Origin of the sequence: Methylobacterium sp. E-065 (assembly GCF_022829605.1) — a bacterium.
Taxonomy (GTDB): Bacteria; Pseudomonadota; Alphaproteobacteria; order Rhizobiales; family Beijerinckiaceae; genus Methylobacterium.
Window position 1 is genome coordinate 91,249 of the sequence record NZ_JAKSYD010000046.1, and the last position, 15,115, is coordinate 106,363.

13 protein-coding genes and 1 pseudogene are annotated in these 15,115 nt (G+C 67.3%); 11 read left to right on the forward strand and 3 right to left on the reverse strand.

The genetic code is table 11. The features are described from left to right. Window positions 1–308: 308 nt before the first annotated feature. From MKK84_RS04035 to lpdA, 10 genes and pseudogenes are all read left to right on the forward strand, one after another. A complete protein-coding gene (locus MKK84_RS04035; protein WP_243916776.1) occupies window positions 309–926 on the forward strand; it encodes a TetR family transcriptional regulator in 618 nt (205 codons plus the stop codon). Window positions 927–1,329: 403 nt separating this feature from the next. Further along, window positions 1,330–2,292 (forward strand): malate dehydrogenase, encoded by a 963-nt coding sequence (mdh, locus tag MKK84_RS04040; protein ID WP_091779812.1) that lies wholly within the window; start codon window positions 1,330–1,332, stop codon window positions 2,290–2,292. A gap of 112 nt (window positions 2,293–2,404) precedes the next feature. Next, window positions 2,405–3,601, forward strand: a complete 1,197-nt coding sequence (sucC, locus tag MKK84_RS04045) for an ADP-forming succinate--CoA ligase subunit beta (RefSeq protein WP_243916745.1) — start codon at window positions 2,405–2,407, stop codon at window positions 3,599–3,601. Between the two features lie 2 nt (window positions 3,602–3,603). Then, entirely contained in the window at window positions 3,604–4,488 is an 885-nt protein-coding gene (sucD, locus tag MKK84_RS04050; protein WP_243916746.1) for a succinate--CoA ligase subunit alpha, read from the forward strand. 170 nt (window positions 4,489–4,658) lie between these two features. Beyond that, complete coding sequence (locus MKK84_RS04055; RefSeq protein ID WP_243916747.1) at window positions 4,659–7,649, forward strand: 2-oxoglutarate dehydrogenase E1 component; 2,991 nt, start codon at window positions 4,659–4,661, stop codon at window positions 7,647–7,649. A 92-nt stretch (window positions 7,650–7,741) separates the two neighbouring features. Continuing rightward, a complete protein-coding gene (gene odhB, locus MKK84_RS04060) occupies window positions 7,742–9,061 on the forward strand; it encodes a 2-oxoglutarate dehydrogenase complex dihydrolipoyllysine-residue succinyltransferase (protein ID WP_243916748.1) in 1,320 nt (439 codons plus the stop codon). A gap of 155 nt (window positions 9,062–9,216) precedes the next feature. Further along, a pseudogene (locus tag MKK84_RS35835) lies at window positions 9,217–9,366 on the forward strand (hypothetical protein); the annotation flags it as partial. Then, a complete protein-coding gene (locus MKK84_RS04065; protein ID WP_243916749.1) occupies window positions 9,363–9,677 on the forward strand; it encodes a DUF2442 domain-containing protein in 315 nt (104 codons plus the stop codon). The pseudogene MKK84_RS35835 and the gene MKK84_RS04065, both read left to right, overlap by 4 nt. 8 nt (window positions 9,678–9,685) lie before the next feature. Beyond that, entirely contained in the window at window positions 9,686–10,435 is a 750-nt protein-coding gene (locus MKK84_RS04070) for an SDR family oxidoreductase (RefSeq protein WP_409566436.1), read from the forward strand. Window positions 10,436–10,497: 62 nt separating this feature from the next. Continuing rightward, a complete protein-coding gene (lpdA, locus tag MKK84_RS04075) occupies window positions 10,498–11,901 on the forward strand; it encodes a dihydrolipoyl dehydrogenase (RefSeq protein ID WP_243916751.1) in 1,404 nt (467 codons plus the stop codon). A gap of 161 nt (window positions 11,902–12,062) precedes the next feature. Here lpdA and MKK84_RS04080 read toward each other — a convergent pair whose 3' ends face one another. Both MKK84_RS04080 and MKK84_RS04085 read right to left on the reverse strand, forming a co-directional pair. Beyond that, window positions 12,063–12,920: a response regulator gene (locus MKK84_RS04080; protein ID WP_243916777.1), complete on the reverse strand. Its 858-nt coding sequence runs from the start codon at window positions 12,918–12,920 to the stop codon at window positions 12,063–12,065. A 153-nt stretch (window positions 12,921–13,073) separates the two neighbouring features. After that, window positions 13,074–14,042, reverse strand: a complete 969-nt coding sequence (locus MKK84_RS04085) for a tyrosine recombinase XerC (RefSeq protein ID WP_243916752.1) — start codon at window positions 14,040–14,042, stop codon at window positions 13,074–13,076. A 99-nt stretch (window positions 14,043–14,141) separates the two neighbouring features. On the opposite strand from MKK84_RS04085, the gene MKK84_RS04090 reads away from it, so the two are divergent. Continuing rightward, window positions 14,142–14,462 (forward strand): YnfA family protein, encoded by a 321-nt coding sequence (locus tag MKK84_RS04090; RefSeq protein WP_243916753.1) that lies wholly within the window; start codon window positions 14,142–14,144, stop codon window positions 14,460–14,462. Here the strand turns inward: MKK84_RS04090 and MKK84_RS04095 are convergent, their stop codons facing one another. Beyond that, window positions 14,463–15,035 (reverse strand): peroxidase-related enzyme, encoded by a 573-nt coding sequence (locus MKK84_RS04095; protein WP_243916754.1) that lies wholly within the window; start codon window positions 15,033–15,035, stop codon window positions 14,463–14,465. It lies immediately after the preceding gene. Window positions 15,036–15,115: the final 80 nt, after the last annotated feature.

The window sequence follows — 15,115 nt, forward strand, 5'->3', positions numbered from 1 at the left end:
CGCAGGGATAACGAGAAAAATTTGTTGCCTTCTCAAGGCAAACTGACACATAGGAGTGTTTAAGCGGACTAAATCCGCTCAGGTTAACGGGCTCCCGGGGGGAAGCCGTAACGTCAACGCGAAGCGCCGGGACGCTTCAGCCGGTATGATGGGGGTCCGTCTCGCCCTACCACCTGTCCACTTCCCGCCTTCCGCTGCCTTTTTTGAAGCCAGAATCTGACGGGTCCAAGGAAGAGGCGCTGAGCGCCAAATCTAAGCTCTCCGTCGCCGAGGTCGCCGATACCGGCACGCCCCGGGACGCGGCTGATGTGCCTGGCGGATCGAGGCCACGCGCACCCGTAGCTGCCGACGTTCGGCTGCTCGGCATCGCCACCGAGCATCTCTCCCGGCTCGGCCCCAAGCGCGTGACGGTGGTGGCCGTCGCCGCCGAAGCGGGCATGACCCACGCCAACGTCTACCGCTACTTCCCGTCGAAGGACGCACTCCTCGACGCTGTGGCAGGGCGCTGGCTGCGCGAGGTCGAAGCCCGGCTCTCCGGCATCGCCGACGCACCCGACCCGGCTGACGACAAGATCGAGCGTCTCCTTACCGCGCTGGCCACCGTTCAACGCGACGCGCTGGTCGACGAGCCGAACCTGTTCGCAGTCCATCTCGACGCCACCGTGGCGGCCCGGCCGATCGCCCGGCGGCACCGTGTCCGCCTGCGCAGCCTCGTGGAGCGGGTCGTCGAGGAGGGAATCACCTCCGGGATCTTCTCGGCCCGGGACCGGGAGCGGGCGATCGCCTACATCTTCGATGCGAGCTACCGCTTCACGCATCCCCTGGCGATCCAGCATGATGCCGAAGTGCCGCGCGATCTGATCGAGGCGCGCTTCGGCGCCGTCATTCACGCGATCCAGAGGGTTCTGCGATCCGGGGTTCTCTGACAAACCCGACGCCAGCGTGACGGATTCTCCGAGGCCCGGACCCTAAATCCGGGCCTTTGCTATGTCCAGATGTTCACAGCACCGCCGTCGGTGACGAAACGTGCAAATGACAGCTTTCGGAATCTGTCATCGAAGCTTCGCCGCGCGTCGGATCCAGGTTGCACTGCACCTAAAACCTTCGCCGCGCTGACGTTTCTCCATCCATAAGCGCCTCCGTCCGGCAGCTGGGCCTCGACGCCGACGCCGAGGCTCGACCCGCATCGGGTTGAAGCGACGGTGCTTTTCGGCCACACAACCGCGCAGATTTGGGGCCGCGAATCTGACCGCGAACCGGAACGGAAGCGCAATCCCAGCAACGCCCGACGCATCCTCGATAGCGACACGCAAGGGAAACGGATCCGACATGGCTCGCAACAAGATCGCGCTCATCGGTGCCGGCCAGATCGGCGGCACCCTGGCCCTTCTGGCCGGCCTCAAGGATCTCGGGGACGTCGTGCTGTTCGACATCGTCGACGGCGTGCCGCAGGGCAAGGCGCTCGACATCGCCGAGGCCGCCCCGGTCGAGGGCTTTGACGCGACCTATGCGGGCGCGAGCGACTATTCGGCCATCAAGGGCGCCGACGTGGTGATCGTCACCGCCGGCGTGCCGCGCAAGCCCGGCATGAGCCGCGACGACCTGATCGGTATCAACCTCAAGGTCATGCAGGCGGTGGGCGAGGGCATTAAGACCTACGCGCCGGACGCCTTCGTGATCTGCATCACCAACCCGCTCGACGCGATGGTGTGGGCGCTGCAGAAGTTCTCGGGGCTGCCCACCAACAAGATCGTCGGCATGGCGGGCGTGCTCGACTCGGCCCGCTTCCGCCACTTCCTCGCCGAGGAATTCAAGGTCTCGGTCGAGGACGTCACCGCCTTCGTGCTCGGCGGCCACGGCGACGACATGGTGCCGCTGACCCGCTACTCCACGGTGGCGGGCGTACCGCTCACGGATCTCGTCAAGCTGGGCTGGACCACCCAGGAGAAGCTCGACGCCATGGTCGACCGCACCCGCAAGGGCGGCGGCGAGATCGTGAACCTGCTCAAGACCGGCTCGGCCTTCTACGCGCCGGCCGCCTCCGCCATCGCCATGGCCGAGAGCTACCTGCGCGACAAGAAGCGCGTCCTGCCCTGCGCGGCCTATCTCGACGGCCAGTACGGCGTGAAGGGCATGTTCATCGGCGTGCCGATCGTGATCGGCGCCAACGGCGTGGAGCGCGTCCTCGAGGTCACCTTCGACGCCGCCGAGAAGGCGATGTTCGAGAAGTCGGTCGCCTCGGTCACGGGCCTGATCGAGGCCTGCAAGGGCGTCGACAGCAACCTCGCCTGACCGGTAAGCGGAGACCGGGCAGCGCGTTGGGTTCGGAGATCCAATTTCCGATCGCTTGATCTCACGACGCGCCGTTCGCTTCCACCTATTCGCTCCTCCCTACGAGGCTCCGATGAATATTCACGAATATCAGGCCAAGGCCGTGCTGAAGGAGTTCGGCCTGCCCGTCTCCCGCGGCGTGGCCATTTTCAACCCGTCGGAGGCCGAGGCCGCCGCCAAGGAGCTCGGCGGCCCCGTCTGGGTCGTGAAGAGCCAGATCCACGCGGGCGGCCGCGGGAAGGGCACCTTCAAGGGCGCGCCCGAGGGCGCCAAGGGCGGCGTGCGTGTCACCAAGTCGATCGACGAGGTGAAGCAATATGCCGGCGAGATGCTCGGCCAGACCCTGGTCACGATCCAGACCGGGCCGGCCGGCAAGCAGGTCAACCGCCTCTATATCGAGGAAGGTGCGCAGATCGCCGAAGAGTTCTACCTCTCGATGCTGGTCGATCGCGTCACCGGCGGAGTCGCCTTCGTGGTCTCCACCGAGGGTGGCATGGACATCGAGGCGGTGGCCCACGACACGCCCGAGAAGATCCATACGATCGCGGTCGATCCGGCCACGGGCGTGATGCCTCATCACGGCCGCGCCGTCGCCAAGGCGCTGGGCCTCACCGGCGCCCAGGCCAAGGAAGCCGCGTCGCTGACGGAAAAACTCTACGCGGCGTTCATGTCCAAGGACATGAGCATGCTGGAGATCAATCCTCTGGTGCTCACGTCAGACGGCCATCTCAAGTGCCTCGACGCCAAGATCTCGTTCGACTCGAACGCGCTCTACAAGCACGCCGATATCGTCGCCCTGCGGGACGAGACCGAGGAGGACGCCAAGGAGATCGAGGCGTCGAAATATGACCTCGCCTACATCGCGCTCGACGGCACGATCGGCTGCATGGTCAACGGCGCCGGCCTCGCCATGGCGACGCTGGACATCATCAAGCTCTACGGCGAGGAGCCGGCGAACTTCCTCGATGTCGGCGGCGGCGCTTCCGAAGAGAAGGTCACGGCGGCGTTCAAGATCATCACCGCCGATCCGCAGGTGAAGGGGATCCTCGTCAACATCTTCGGCGGGATCATGAAGTGCGACGTGATCGCCAATGGCGTCATCGCTGCGGTCAAGGCGGTGGGCCTGCAGGTGCCCCTGGTGGTGCGCCTGGAAGGCACCAACGTCGAGGAAGGCAAGGCGATCATCCGCAATTCCGGCCTCAACGTGATTCCGGCGGACGACCTCGACGACGCTGCCCAGAAGATCGTTGCCGCCGTGAAGGGAGCCTGATCATGTCGGTGATGATCGACGCCAATACCAAGGTCATCTGCCAGGGCTTCACCGGCAAGAACGGGACCTTCCACTCCGAGCAGGCCATCGCGTACGGCACCAAGATGGTCGGCGGCACCTCCCCGGGTAAGGGCGGCGCGACTCATCTCGGCCTGCCTGTCTTCGACACGGTGGCGGAGGCCCGCGAGGCCACCGGTGCCGACGCTTCGGTTGTCTACGTGCCGCCGCCCGGCGCGGCGGATGCGATCTGCGAGGCCATCGCCGCCGAGATCCCGCTGATCGTCTGCATCACCGAGGGCATTCCGGTGCTCGACATGGTACGGGTGAAGCGGGCGCTCATCGGCTCGAAGTCGCGCCTGGTCGGGCCGAACTGCCCCGGCATCGTCACCGCGGGCGAGTCGAAGATCGGCATCATGCCGGCCAACATCTTCCGCCGGGGCTCGGTCGGCATCGTGTCGCGTTCCGGCACGCTGACCTACGAGGCGGTGTTCCAGACCTCGAATGCCGGCCTCGGCCAGACCACGGCGGTCGGCATCGGCGGCGATCCGGTGAAGGGCACCGAGTTCATCGACGTGCTGGAGCTGTTCCTGGCCGACCCGAAGACCGAGTCGATCGTGATGATCGGCGAGATCGGCGGCTCAGCCGAGGAGGAAGCCGCGCAGTTCCTGCGTGACGAGGCCAAGCGCGGCCGGAAGAAGCCGATGGTCGGCTTCATCGCCGGCCGCACGGCGCCTCCGGGCCGACGCATGGGCCATGCCGGCGCGATCATCTCGGGCGGCAAGGGTGGCGCCGAGGACAAGATCGCCGCCATGGAGGCCGCGGGCATCCGCGTGTCGCCGTCGCCGGCCCGGCTGGGCTCGACGCTGGTCGAGGTCCTGAAGGGCTGAGTTCCAGGCGACAGCGTTGCAGCCATCGCAGGGCTGCAACACCCATATCGGACAGACGATAAATTCAGCGGGGCGGCCACCCGCCCCGTTTCGGTTTGAAGGCGATCCGCCGCGCGGACGGAACGCCTGAAGGGCAGGGCAGCCTGCCCGCGCGATAGGATGGACGCACCATGGCACGCCAGGATGTGAACGAAGCGCTCCTCGAAACCTCGTTCCTCTACGGCGCCAACGCCGCCTACATCGAGGAATTGCAGGCCGCCTATGCCCGCAACCCGGCTTCGGTGGATCCCGAGTGGCAGGCCTTCTTCAAGGGCCTCGGCGAGGACGAGACGCTCGTCGAGAAGAACGCCGCCGGTGCCTCCTGGGAGAGACCGAACTGGCCAGTGCCGCTAAACGGCGAGCTGGTCTCGGCGCTCGACGGCAATTGGGGCGCCCTGGAGAAGGCGGTCGGCGACCGGATCGTCGCCCGCGATGCCAAGGAGGCCAAGCCCGGCAAGCCGCAGGACAGCGTCACCGCGACCACCGGCGTCTCGGTCGAGCAGGCCGCCAAGGATTCGGTGCGGGCGATCATGCTGATCCGCTCCTACCGCATGCGCGGCCACCTGCACGCCAAGCTCGATCCGCTGGGCCTTGCGCCGCGGGGCGATCACGAGGAGCTGCACCCGCAGCATTATGGCTTCACCGAGGAGACTGACTGGGACCGGCCGATCTTCCTCGACAACGTGCTCGGCCTCCAGTTCGGCACGATCCGCGAGATCGTCGATATCCTGGAGCGGACCTACTGCCAGACGCTCGGCGTCGAGTTCATGCACATCTCCGACCCCGCCGAGAAGGCGTGGATCCAGGAGCGCATCGAGGGTAAGGACAAGGAGATTTCCTTCACCCCCGAGGGCCGGCGCGCGATCCTCAACAAGCTGATCGAGGGCGAGGGCTTCGAGAAGTTCCTCGATCTGAAGTACACCGGCACCAAGCGCTTCGGCCTCGACGGCAGCGAGGCGATGATCCCGGCCATGGAGCAGATCATCAAGCGCGGCGGCGCGCTCGGCGTGCGCGAGATCGTGCTCGGCATGGCCCATCGCGGCCGGCTGAACGTGCTGACCAACGTGATGGCGAAGCCCTTCCGGGCGGTGTTCCACGAGTTCAAGGGCGGCTCGGCCTCCCCGGCCGAGGTCGAGGGCTCGGGCGACGTGAAGTACCACCTGGGCGCGTCCTCGGACCGCGCCTTCGACGGCAACAACGTCCACCTGTCGCTCACCGCCAACCCATCGCACCTGGAGATCGTCGATCCGGTGGTGCTCGGTAAGGTCCGCGCCAAGCAGGACCAGTGGGCCAAGCCCAACATCGAGCGCCGCACGGTGCTGCCGCTGCTGATCCACGGCGATGCCGCCTTCGCGGGCCAGGGCGTGGTTGCGGAGTGCTTCGGCCTCTCGGGCCTGAAGGGCCATCGTACCGGTGGTTCGATCCACTTCATCATCAACAACCAGATCGGCTTCACCACCGATCCGCGCTTCTCGCGCTCCTCTCCCTATCCGTCCGACGTCGCCAAGATGGTCGAGGCGCCGATCTTCCACTGCAACGGCGACGATCCGGAAGCCGTCACCTTCGCGGCGAAGGTCGCCGTCGAGTACCGCCAGAAGTTCGGCAAGCCGGTCGTGATCGACATGCTGTGCTACCGCCGCTTCGGCCACAACGAGGGCGACGAGCCAGCCTTCACCCAGCCGAAGATGTATCAGCGGATCCGCAAGCATCCGTCGGTGCTGGAGACCTACGGCCGCAAGCTGGTCGAGAACGGCTCCGTCACCCAGGAGGCGCTGGACGCTCGCAAGGCCGAGTTCCGGCAGTTGCTCGATACCGAGCTCGACGTCGCCAACAACTACAAGGCCAACAAGGCCGATTGGCTCGACGGGCGGTGGTCCGGCGTGAAGGCCGTGCACGAGGACGTGGACGACCCGCGCCGCGGGCGCACCGCCGTGCCGGCCGAGACGCTGCAGGAGATCGGACGGAAGATCACGCAGGTGCCGCCGGGCTTCCACCTGCACCGGACGATCCAGCGTTTCATGGACAACCGCGCCAAGGCGGTGGAAACCGGAACGGGTATCGATTGGGCGACCGCCGAGGCGCTCGCCTTCGGGGCGACACTGCTCGACGGCAACCGGGTCCGGCTCTCGGGCCAAGATGTCGAGCGCGGCACCTTCTCGCAGCGCCACGCCGTGGTGATCGATCAGGAGAACGAGCAGCGCTTCACGCCGCTGAACGCCATCCGCGACGGGCAGGCATCCATCGAGATCATCAACTCGATGCTCTCCGAGGAGGCGGTGCTCGGCTTCGAGTACGGCTACTCGCTGGCCGAGCCGAACGCCCTGGTCTTGTGGGAGGCGCAGTTCGGCGACTTCGCCAACGGCGCCCAGGTGGTGATCGACCAGTTCATCGCGTCCGGCGAGCGCAAGTGGCTGCGCATGTCCGGCCTCGTGCTGCTGCTGCCGCACGGCTACGAGGGGCAGGGGCCCGAGCATTCCTCCGCCCGCCTGGAGCGCTACCTCCAGGCCTGCGCCGAGGACAACATGCAGGTCGCCAACGTAACGACCCCGGCGAACTACTTCCACATCTTGCGCCGGCAGCTGAAGCGCGACTTCCGCAAGCCGCTTGTGCTGATGACGCCGAAATCGCTGCTGCGCCACAAGCGCGCCGTCTCGAACCTCGACGCGCTGGCCGAGGGCTCGACCTTCCATCGCGTCCTCTGGGACGATGCAGAGGAGGAGGGCGCGCCCAACAAGCTGGTGCGCGACGACAAGATCCGCCGCGTCGTGCTGAGCTCGGGCAAGGTCTATTACGATCTGCTGGAGGAGCGGGAGAAGCGCGGCCTCAACGACATCTACCTGATGCGCGTCGAGCAGCTGTACCCGTTCCCGCTCAAGGCGCTGGCCAACGAGATGGCCCGCTTCCGCAACGCCGACGTGATCTGGTGCCAGGAAGAGCCAAAGAACATGGGCTCCTGGGCCTTCGTCGAACCCTACCTCGAATGGGTGCTCGGTCAGGCCGGCTCCGCGGTCAAGCGGGCCCGCTATGTCGGCCGCCCGGCCTCGGCTTCCACGGCCGTGGGCCAGATGTCGAAGCACCAGGCGCAGCTTCAGGCGTTCCTCAACGAGGCCCTCGCGGTCTGATTTTTGGGATTTGGCGGCGGCCCGCTCGGGCCGCCGCCGTCACTGTCCAGGCCGTCCGGCACGGCCGAACCGATCCGGAAGTGCGAAACGACATGGCTACCGACATCCTCGTCCCGACCCTCGGCGAATCCGTGAGCGAGGCCACCATCGGCCGGTGGTTCAAGAAGCCCGGCGACATCGTCGCGGCCGACGAGCCGATCGTCGAACTCGAGACCGACAAGGTCACCCTGGAGGTCAACGCCCCGGCGGCGGGCCAGCTCGGTGAGATCCTGGTGAAGGACGGCGAGACCGTGGAGCCCGGCGCCCTGCTCGGCTCGATCGTCGAGGCGGGCGCCGGCGTGGCACCAGCCAAGAAGGCGGCTCCGAAAGCGGCCACTGAGACCAAGGCCGAGAGCCGAAGCGAGGCCCCGAAGGCCGCTTCCCCCGCCAAGGCCGAGGCGCCAGCCCAGGAATCTTCCGCCGGCTACGGCAATCACGGCGAAGCGGGGGCCCCCGCAGCCCAGCAGCGCCCGGTCGGCGACAACGGCCCGGCGGTGGCCAAGCTCGCCCGCGAATCCGGCGTCGATCCGTCGGGCGTGAACGGCTCCGGCAAGGACGGCCGGGTCACCAAGGGCGACATGCTCGGCGCCATCGCCAAGGGTCCGGCTCCGTCCGCGCCCGCCAAGGAGGCCCGCCCGACCCTGCCGCGGGCACCCTCCGCGCCGGACGATGCGTCGCGCGAGGAGCGCGTGCGCATGACCAAGCTTCGCCAGACCATCGCGCGCCGCCTGAAGGACGCGCAGGACACGGCGGCGATGCTGACCACGTTCAATGACGTGGACATGTCGGCCGTGATGGCCATGCGCAGCCAGTACAAGGACATCTTCGAGAAGAAGCACGGCACGAAGCTCGGCTTCATGGGCTTCTTCACCAAAGCGGTGATCGGCGCCCTCAAGGATGTGCCGGCGGTCAATGCCGAGATCGACGGACAGGATCTCGTCTACAAGAACTACTACCACATCGGCATCGCGGTCGGGACCGATAAGGGCCTCGTCGTGCCGGTCGTGCGCAATGCCGACGACCTGTCGATCGCCGGCATCGAGAAGACTATTGCGGGCTTCGGCAAGAAGGCGCGCGACGGCAAGCTGTCCATCGAGGACATGCAGGGCGGCACCTTCACGATCACCAACGGCGGCATCTACGGCTCGCTGATGTCGACGCCGATCCTCAACGCGCCGCAATCGGGCATCCTCGGCATGCACCGCATCGAGGAGCGCCCGGTGGTCCGTGCCGGCAAGATCGAAGCGCGTCCGATGATGTACCTCGCGCTGTCATACGATCACCGGATCGTCGACGGTAAGGAGGCCGTGACCTTCCTGGTGCGGGTCAAGGAGGCGCTGGAGGACCCGGCGCGGCTCGTACTGGATCTCTGAGCGGCGTCCAGGCGCCGTGACGTCGGCATCGATCGGAGGCGGCCTGATCGATGCCGACCATCGCCATCGTCGAGGGGGTTCGGATCATGATCTTCCTCAACGATCATCTGCCTCCCCACCTGCACGCGCTGTTTGCCGGGTAGGAAGCCAAGCTTTCGATTGCCACCGGTGAAGTCCTCAGCGGAAAGCTGTCGCGCACGAAACTCAAGGCGGTCCAGATGTGGCTGGATGCCGATCGCGAACAGGTCTCCTACATCTGGCGGGAGATTCGGGCCGGCCGCTACAGTGGAGGGATGATCGCGTGACACATCATCGGGTCTCCGCCGTACAGGCTCTGGATTATCCGGCGCTCCGCGTCACGTTCGACGACGGCCTCGAAGGTGTTCTCGACCTGTCGGACCTGATCGCCGAAGCTCCCGTCTTCGCGCCGCTGAAGGATGAAGCCTATTTCCGGACGGTCGCAGTCGGTGAGCAGGGCTGGACCTTCGGCTGGAACCTCGATGGCGAGGGGAAAGAGATCGATTTTTGTCCCGACGCGACTCGGATCCGGATCGAGACCCAGATCGTGGAGGATCTGGCGGATCGGTTCGAGAGGAAGCACATCGCAGCCGCATGAGTGAGCCGATGAACAGAACCAGCGTCGCCATCGTGACCGGCGGCAGCCGCGGCATAGGCCGGGCCGTCTCGCTGCTGCTGGCCGAGCGCGGCTACGCGGTCTGCCTGAGCTACGTGTCGGATGCCGCCGCGGCGCAAGGCGTGGTCGATGCGATCACCGCCCAGGGCGGCCGGGCGCTCGCCGTACGGGGCGATGTCGGCAGCGAGGCCGACGTGATCGCTCTGTTCCAGGCCGCCGACGCGCTCGGCCCGCTCAAGGCGCTGGTCAACAATGCCGGCGTGGTCGATGTGAAGGCGGACGTCGCCGACATGAGCCTCGCCCGGCTCCAGCGGATGATGAACACCAACGTGGTCGGCAGCTTCCTGTGTGCCCGCGAGGCGGTGCGGCGGATGTCGACCAAGCGTGGCGGGGCAGGGGGCGCGATCGTCAACCTGTCCTCGGTGGCGGCGCGCCTCGGCGGTCCTGGCCAGTTCGTGGATTACGCCGCCTCAAAGGGCGCGATCGATTCATTGACGATCGGCCTCGCCCGCGAGGTTGCGGGGGAGGGGATCCGCGTCAACGCGGTGGCGCCCGGCATTATCGCCACCGAGATCCACGCCAGCGGCGGCGAGCCCGACCGGGTGGAGCGTCTCGGCCCGGCTGTCCCGCTGGGCCGCGCCGGCACTGCCGAGGAGGTCGCCGCGCCGATCGTGTGGCTCCTCTCGGAGGAAGCCTCCTACACCACGGGCGCCATCCTCGATATCGGCGGCGGCCGCTGATCCTCACCTGACTTATCCTTGCCCGTCCCGCACGCGGCACGACCGACCGGAAGCGAACCTGCATGTCCTACGATCTCGTCGTCATCGGCACCGGCCCCGGCGGCTATGTCTGCGCGATCCGCGCGGCGCAGCTCGGCCTGAGGACCGCCGTGGTCGAGAAGCGCGCCACACACGGCGGCACCTGCCTCAATGTCGGCTGCATCCCGTCGAAGGCGCTGCTCCACGCCTCCGAGGCCTTCGAGGAGGCGACCAAGCACTTCGCCGATCTCGGCATCGAGGTCAGCGGCGTGAAGCTCGATCTCAAGAAGATGATGAGCTTCAAGGCCGAGGGCGTGGCCGGCAACACCAAGGGCGTCGAGTTCCTGCTCAAGAAGAACAAGGTCGAGACCTTCCACGGCACCGGCCGGATCGCAGGCGCCGGCCGCGTCGAGGTCGTGTCCGAGGATGGCGGCAACCAGATGCTCGAGACCAAGAGCATCGTCATCGCCACCGGCTCGGACGTGACGCGCCTGCCGGGCGTAACCATCGACGAGACGGTCGTGGTCTCCTCCACAGGCGCCCTCGAACTCGACCGGGTGCCGAAGAAGCTCCTCGTGATCGGCGCCGGCGTGATCGGGTTGGAGCTCGGCTCGGTCTGGCGGCGCCTGGGCGCCGAGGTCATTGTTGTCGAGTATCTGGACCGGGTGCTCCCCGGGATGGACGGCGAAGTCGGCAAGCAGTTCCAGCGGATCCTGACCAAGCAGGGCATCGCCTTCAAGCTCTCCACCAAGGTGACCGGCGTCGAGGTCGGCAAGAAGGGTGGCGCAACCGTTACGGTCGAGCCGGCCGCGGGCGGCGCAGCGGAGACGCTCCAGGCCGACGTCGTTCTCGTGGCAATCGGCCGGGTGCCCTACACGGAAGGCCTGGGCCTCGACACGGTCGGCGTGCAGCGGGACGACAAGGGCCGGATCCAGACGGATTCGCACTACGCCACCAACGTCACCGGCATCTATGCCATCGGCGACGTGATCGCCGGCCCGATGCTGGCCCACAAGGCCGAGGACGAGGGCGTCGCCATCGCCGAGATGCTGGCCGGCCAGTCCGGCCACGTGAATTACGGCGTGATCCCGAACGTGGTCTACACGTTCCCGGAAGTCGCCTCGGTTGGCAAGACCGAAGAGGAATTGACGAAGGACGGCATCGCCTACAATGCCGGCAAATTCCCCTTCACGGCGAACGGCCGGGCCAAGGCCAACGGCACCACGGAGGGGTTCGTGAAGGTGCTGGCCGATGCCCAGACCGACCGGGTGCTCGGCGTCCACATCGTCGGGGCCGATGCTGGCAACCTGATCGCCGAGGTCGCGGTGGCCATGGAGTTCGGCGCTTCGTCCGAGGACATCGCCCGCACCTGCCACGCCCACCCGACGCTAACCGAGGCCGTGAAGGAAGCCGCGCTCGCGGTGAACAAGCGCGCCATCCACGTCTGAGAACCTGTTCGAGCCGTAAGATACCGGGTTTCCAAAGGGCTTCATCCCTTTGGCGGGTTCTTAGGGCAGAGCCCTAAGATCTTGACCCGGGCTCCGCCATGGACCCGCGAAAGGTCTCGACCTTTCGAAACCGTGACCTGGTCCATCCCCACGGCGCGGGATCAGGCGATCTTGCGCCGGGCGTTCGGTAGATCGACGATCCGCAGCAGCGCGCTCGGCGCCGGCGGCGCCGTCAGCGCGTTCAGGAGATACGGCCGGCGCAGGCCCAGCGCGTTGTGCAGGGCAAGGTCGATGTCGCGTGCGTAGAACGGCATCCGCAGCACCGCGTCGACACCAAAATAGCGGCCCGCCTGAGCAACCGACTCCGGCTCGGAGGTGGTCAGGAGGGTGATGCGGGTGGCCAGGCCCAGAGGCTGGATCTGGCAGGCGAGTTCCAGCCCGTCGATGCCGGTGAGCTTCACGTCGATGAACGCAAAGTCATAGGCCGCGAGCTTCAGGAGCTTGAGGGCGTGGCGGCCGTCATCCGTCTCGTCGAGTTCGATGGTGAAGCCGCTTCGGGCCACGACCCGGCTGATCGCCGAACGCCCGGCCGGAGACGAGCAGGCGAGCAGCGCCCGCGTCGGCGCCCGACGGCGGGCATTGGCGTGGAGCAATTGCTCGATATGGCTCGGGTCGAGGGGCGTCTTGAGCACCTCATAGGCGCCGAGGCTCGTGGCGATCTCCTGCCATTGGGCGAGAACACGGTTGGCCACGAGGACCAGGCAGGGCGGCTCCGCGCCCGCGCGCCGCGCCACCGCGACCGCCTCGGGCCCGCTCAGATCTTCCAGCTGGAGGCCGACGAAGGCCAGGGTCGGTCGATGCCGGAGGAAGATGTCGCACAAAGCCTGACCGGACGTCGCCTCGTCGATCACGGCCGTGGGATCGAATCGCTGGACCACATCACCGAGCGCTGCCCGGCGGCCCGCGTCACAATCCGCGATCACGACCCGTATGGGCGTCCGCGCCTCCGCAAGCTCCATCACGACCGTCCGTGCCGACCCACCCCGTAACGGTCAGAATGGGCGCCGATGGTGACGAAGCCCTTAAAGAAAACGGATGTTCACCGTTATAGCCGACCGGCTTACTGTTCTGGAGACAATCGGCCGCCGAATTCGCAAGAATAGCAATCTAGATTAGCGTCCAGCCCGGGGATGCGCGGCCGCATAGGCGCTCATCAGCCGGGCGGCATCGACCTGGGTGTAGAGCTGCGTGGTCGACAGCGAGGCATGGCCGAGGAGTTCCTGGATTGCACGCAGTTCCCCCTGCCGGGCGAGGAGATGGGTCGCGAAGGAGTGGCGCAGGGCATGGGGCGTGGCGCTCTCCGGCAGGCCGAGGGTGCCCCGGGCACGGGCGACCGTGTACTGGATGATCCGCGGCGAGAGCGGGCCGCCGCGGGCGCCGACGAACAGGGGCCCCTCCGGCGGCAGCGGAAGCGGGCAGGCGGCGAGGTAGTCGGCGACCGCCTGCGCGACCACCGGCAGGATCGGCACCATGCGCTGCTTGCCGCCCTTGCCCAGCACGGTGACCTGATCGACGCCCGGCAGCGGGGCATCGCGGCGGGTGAGACCCAGGGCCTCCGAGATACGCAACCCGGCGCCGTACAGCAGGGCCAGTACGGCGGCATCCCGGGCGAGCACCCAGGGCTCGCGCTCCTCGCCGGCGCGGATTCCCGTATCGGTGAGCGCCACCGCGGCGGAGACCGGCAGGGGGCGGGGCAGCCGTCGCGGAACCTTCGGCGAGCGCACGCCACCTAGCGCCGAAACGGTGCCGTGGCCCTCGCGCTCCAGGAAGCGCGCGAAGGACCGCAGCCCCGCCAGCATGCGCATCAGCGAGCGCCCGGAAACCTCGTCGGCCCGACGCGCCGCCATGAAGGCGCGGATGTCGCGTACCTTCAGGGCAACCAGCATCGGGATCGTCGGCGTGCCCAGCCGCCCGGCAAGGTGGTGGAGGAACTGGCGCAGGTCGCGCCCGTAGGCCTCGACGGTGTTGGGCGCCATCCGCCGCTCGCGCGCCAGCCCGTCGAGCCACGCCAAGACCACGGCGCGCAAGCGCGCGTCGCCGGGGAACAGCAACAGGTCGTCGGTGGAGGCGTGCGCGTTCATGGTGCCAATCGACCGGATCAGCCTTGCGGGAGACTTAACGCAGCCCACCGTTCAGGCCCGAAACTCGCCTCATGCGCGACGCCGTGCCAAGCTTTGACCATGACCCTCCTCGCTTATGCCGGCGCCGCCCTCGCGGAGATCGCCGGATGCTTCGCGTTCTGGTCCTGGCTCCGGGTCGGTCGCTCCCCTCTGTGGGTGCTGCCGGGCGTCGCATCGCTGGTGCTGTTCGCCTTTCTGCTGACCCTGGTGGACAGCCCGGCGGCGGGTCGTGCTTTCGCGGCCTATGGTGGCGTCTACATCGCAGCCTCGGTCCTGTGGCTGTGGCTCGTAGAGGGCCAGCGGCCGGACCGCTGGGATCTCACGGGGGGCGCGATCTGCCTCGTCGGCACGGCGATCATCCTGCTCGGCCGCCGGCCCTGATCAGCGGCCCATCGCGTAGAATTCGTCGTTCGGGCGCAGGTCCGTCACGCTGGCGATCCGGTTCGAAAGGGCGAAGAGGGCGGTGATCGAGGCGATGTCCCAGATGTCGTCCGGGCTGAACCCGTGCCCGGCCAGCGCGGCGTGATCCTCCGCCCCGACGGCTTGGGAGCGGGTTGCTACCTTGACCGCAAAATCCAGCATGGCGCGCTGGCGCGGGGTGATGTCGGCCTTGGCGTAGTTGATGGCGATCTGGTCGGCGATCCGCGGGTTCTTGGCCCGGACCCGCAGGATCGCCCCGTGGGCCACGACGCAGTACAGGCAATCGTTGGCCGCGCTGGTAGCGACCACGATCATCTCGCGCTCGGCCTTGGTCAGGCCGCCGGGCCGGTCCATCAGCGCGTCGTGATAGGCCATAAAAGCGCGGAACTCCTCCGGCCGATGCGCCAGCGCCAGGAAGATGTTGGGCACGAAGCCCGCCTTCTCCTGCACGAGGGCGATGCGGACGCGCAGATCCTCCGGCATGTCGGAGAGCTTCAGCACCGGGAAGCGGCTGATCGGGGTGTCCGCGCTCATGATCGTCCTCACGAAATCCGCGTCTTGGTGAAACCAAGCGTTCACGATACGTACGGCAGCCTCGGGCCGTTCGTCGAGCC

Excerpts from the sequence above, each read along its gene's own strand:
- mdh (WP_091779812.1), top strand. The coding sequence starts at position 1,330 with ATGGCTCGCAACAAGATCGCGCTCATCGGTGCCGGCCAGATCGGCGGC.
- lpdA (WP_243916751.1), top strand. The coding sequence starts at position 10,498 with ATGTCCTACGATCTCGTCGTCATCGGCACCGGCCCCGGCGGCTATGTC.
- MKK84_RS04095 (WP_243916754.1), bottom strand. The coding sequence starts at position 15,035 with ATGAGCGCGGACACCCCGATCAGCCGCTTCCCGGTGCTGAAGCTCTCC.
- MKK84_RS04085 (WP_243916752.1), bottom strand. The coding sequence starts at position 14,042 with ATGAACGCGCACGCCTCCACCGACGACCTGTTGCTGTTCCCCGGCGAC.
- MKK84_RS04080 (WP_243916777.1), bottom strand. The coding sequence starts at position 12,920 with ATGGAGCTTGCGGAGGCGCGGACGCCCATACGGGTCGTGATCGCGGAT.
- sucD (WP_243916746.1), top strand. The coding sequence starts at position 3,604 with ATGTCGGTGATGATCGACGCCAATACCAAGGTCATCTGCCAGGGCTTC.
- MKK84_RS04070 (WP_409566436.1), top strand. The coding sequence starts at position 9,686 with ATGAACAGAACCAGCGTCGCCATCGTGACCGGCGGCAGCCGCGGCATA.
- MKK84_RS04055 (WP_243916747.1), top strand. The coding sequence starts at position 4,659 with ATGGCACGCCAGGATGTGAACGAAGCGCTCCTCGAAACCTCGTTCCTC.
- odhB (WP_243916748.1), top strand. The coding sequence starts at position 7,742 with ATGGCTACCGACATCCTCGTCCCGACCCTCGGCGAATCCGTGAGCGAG.
- sucC (WP_243916745.1), top strand. The coding sequence starts at position 2,405 with ATGAATATTCACGAATATCAGGCCAAGGCCGTGCTGAAGGAGTTCGGC.
- MKK84_RS04090 (WP_243916753.1), top strand. The coding sequence starts at position 14,142 with ATGACCCTCCTCGCTTATGCCGGCGCCGCCCTCGCGGAGATCGCCGGA.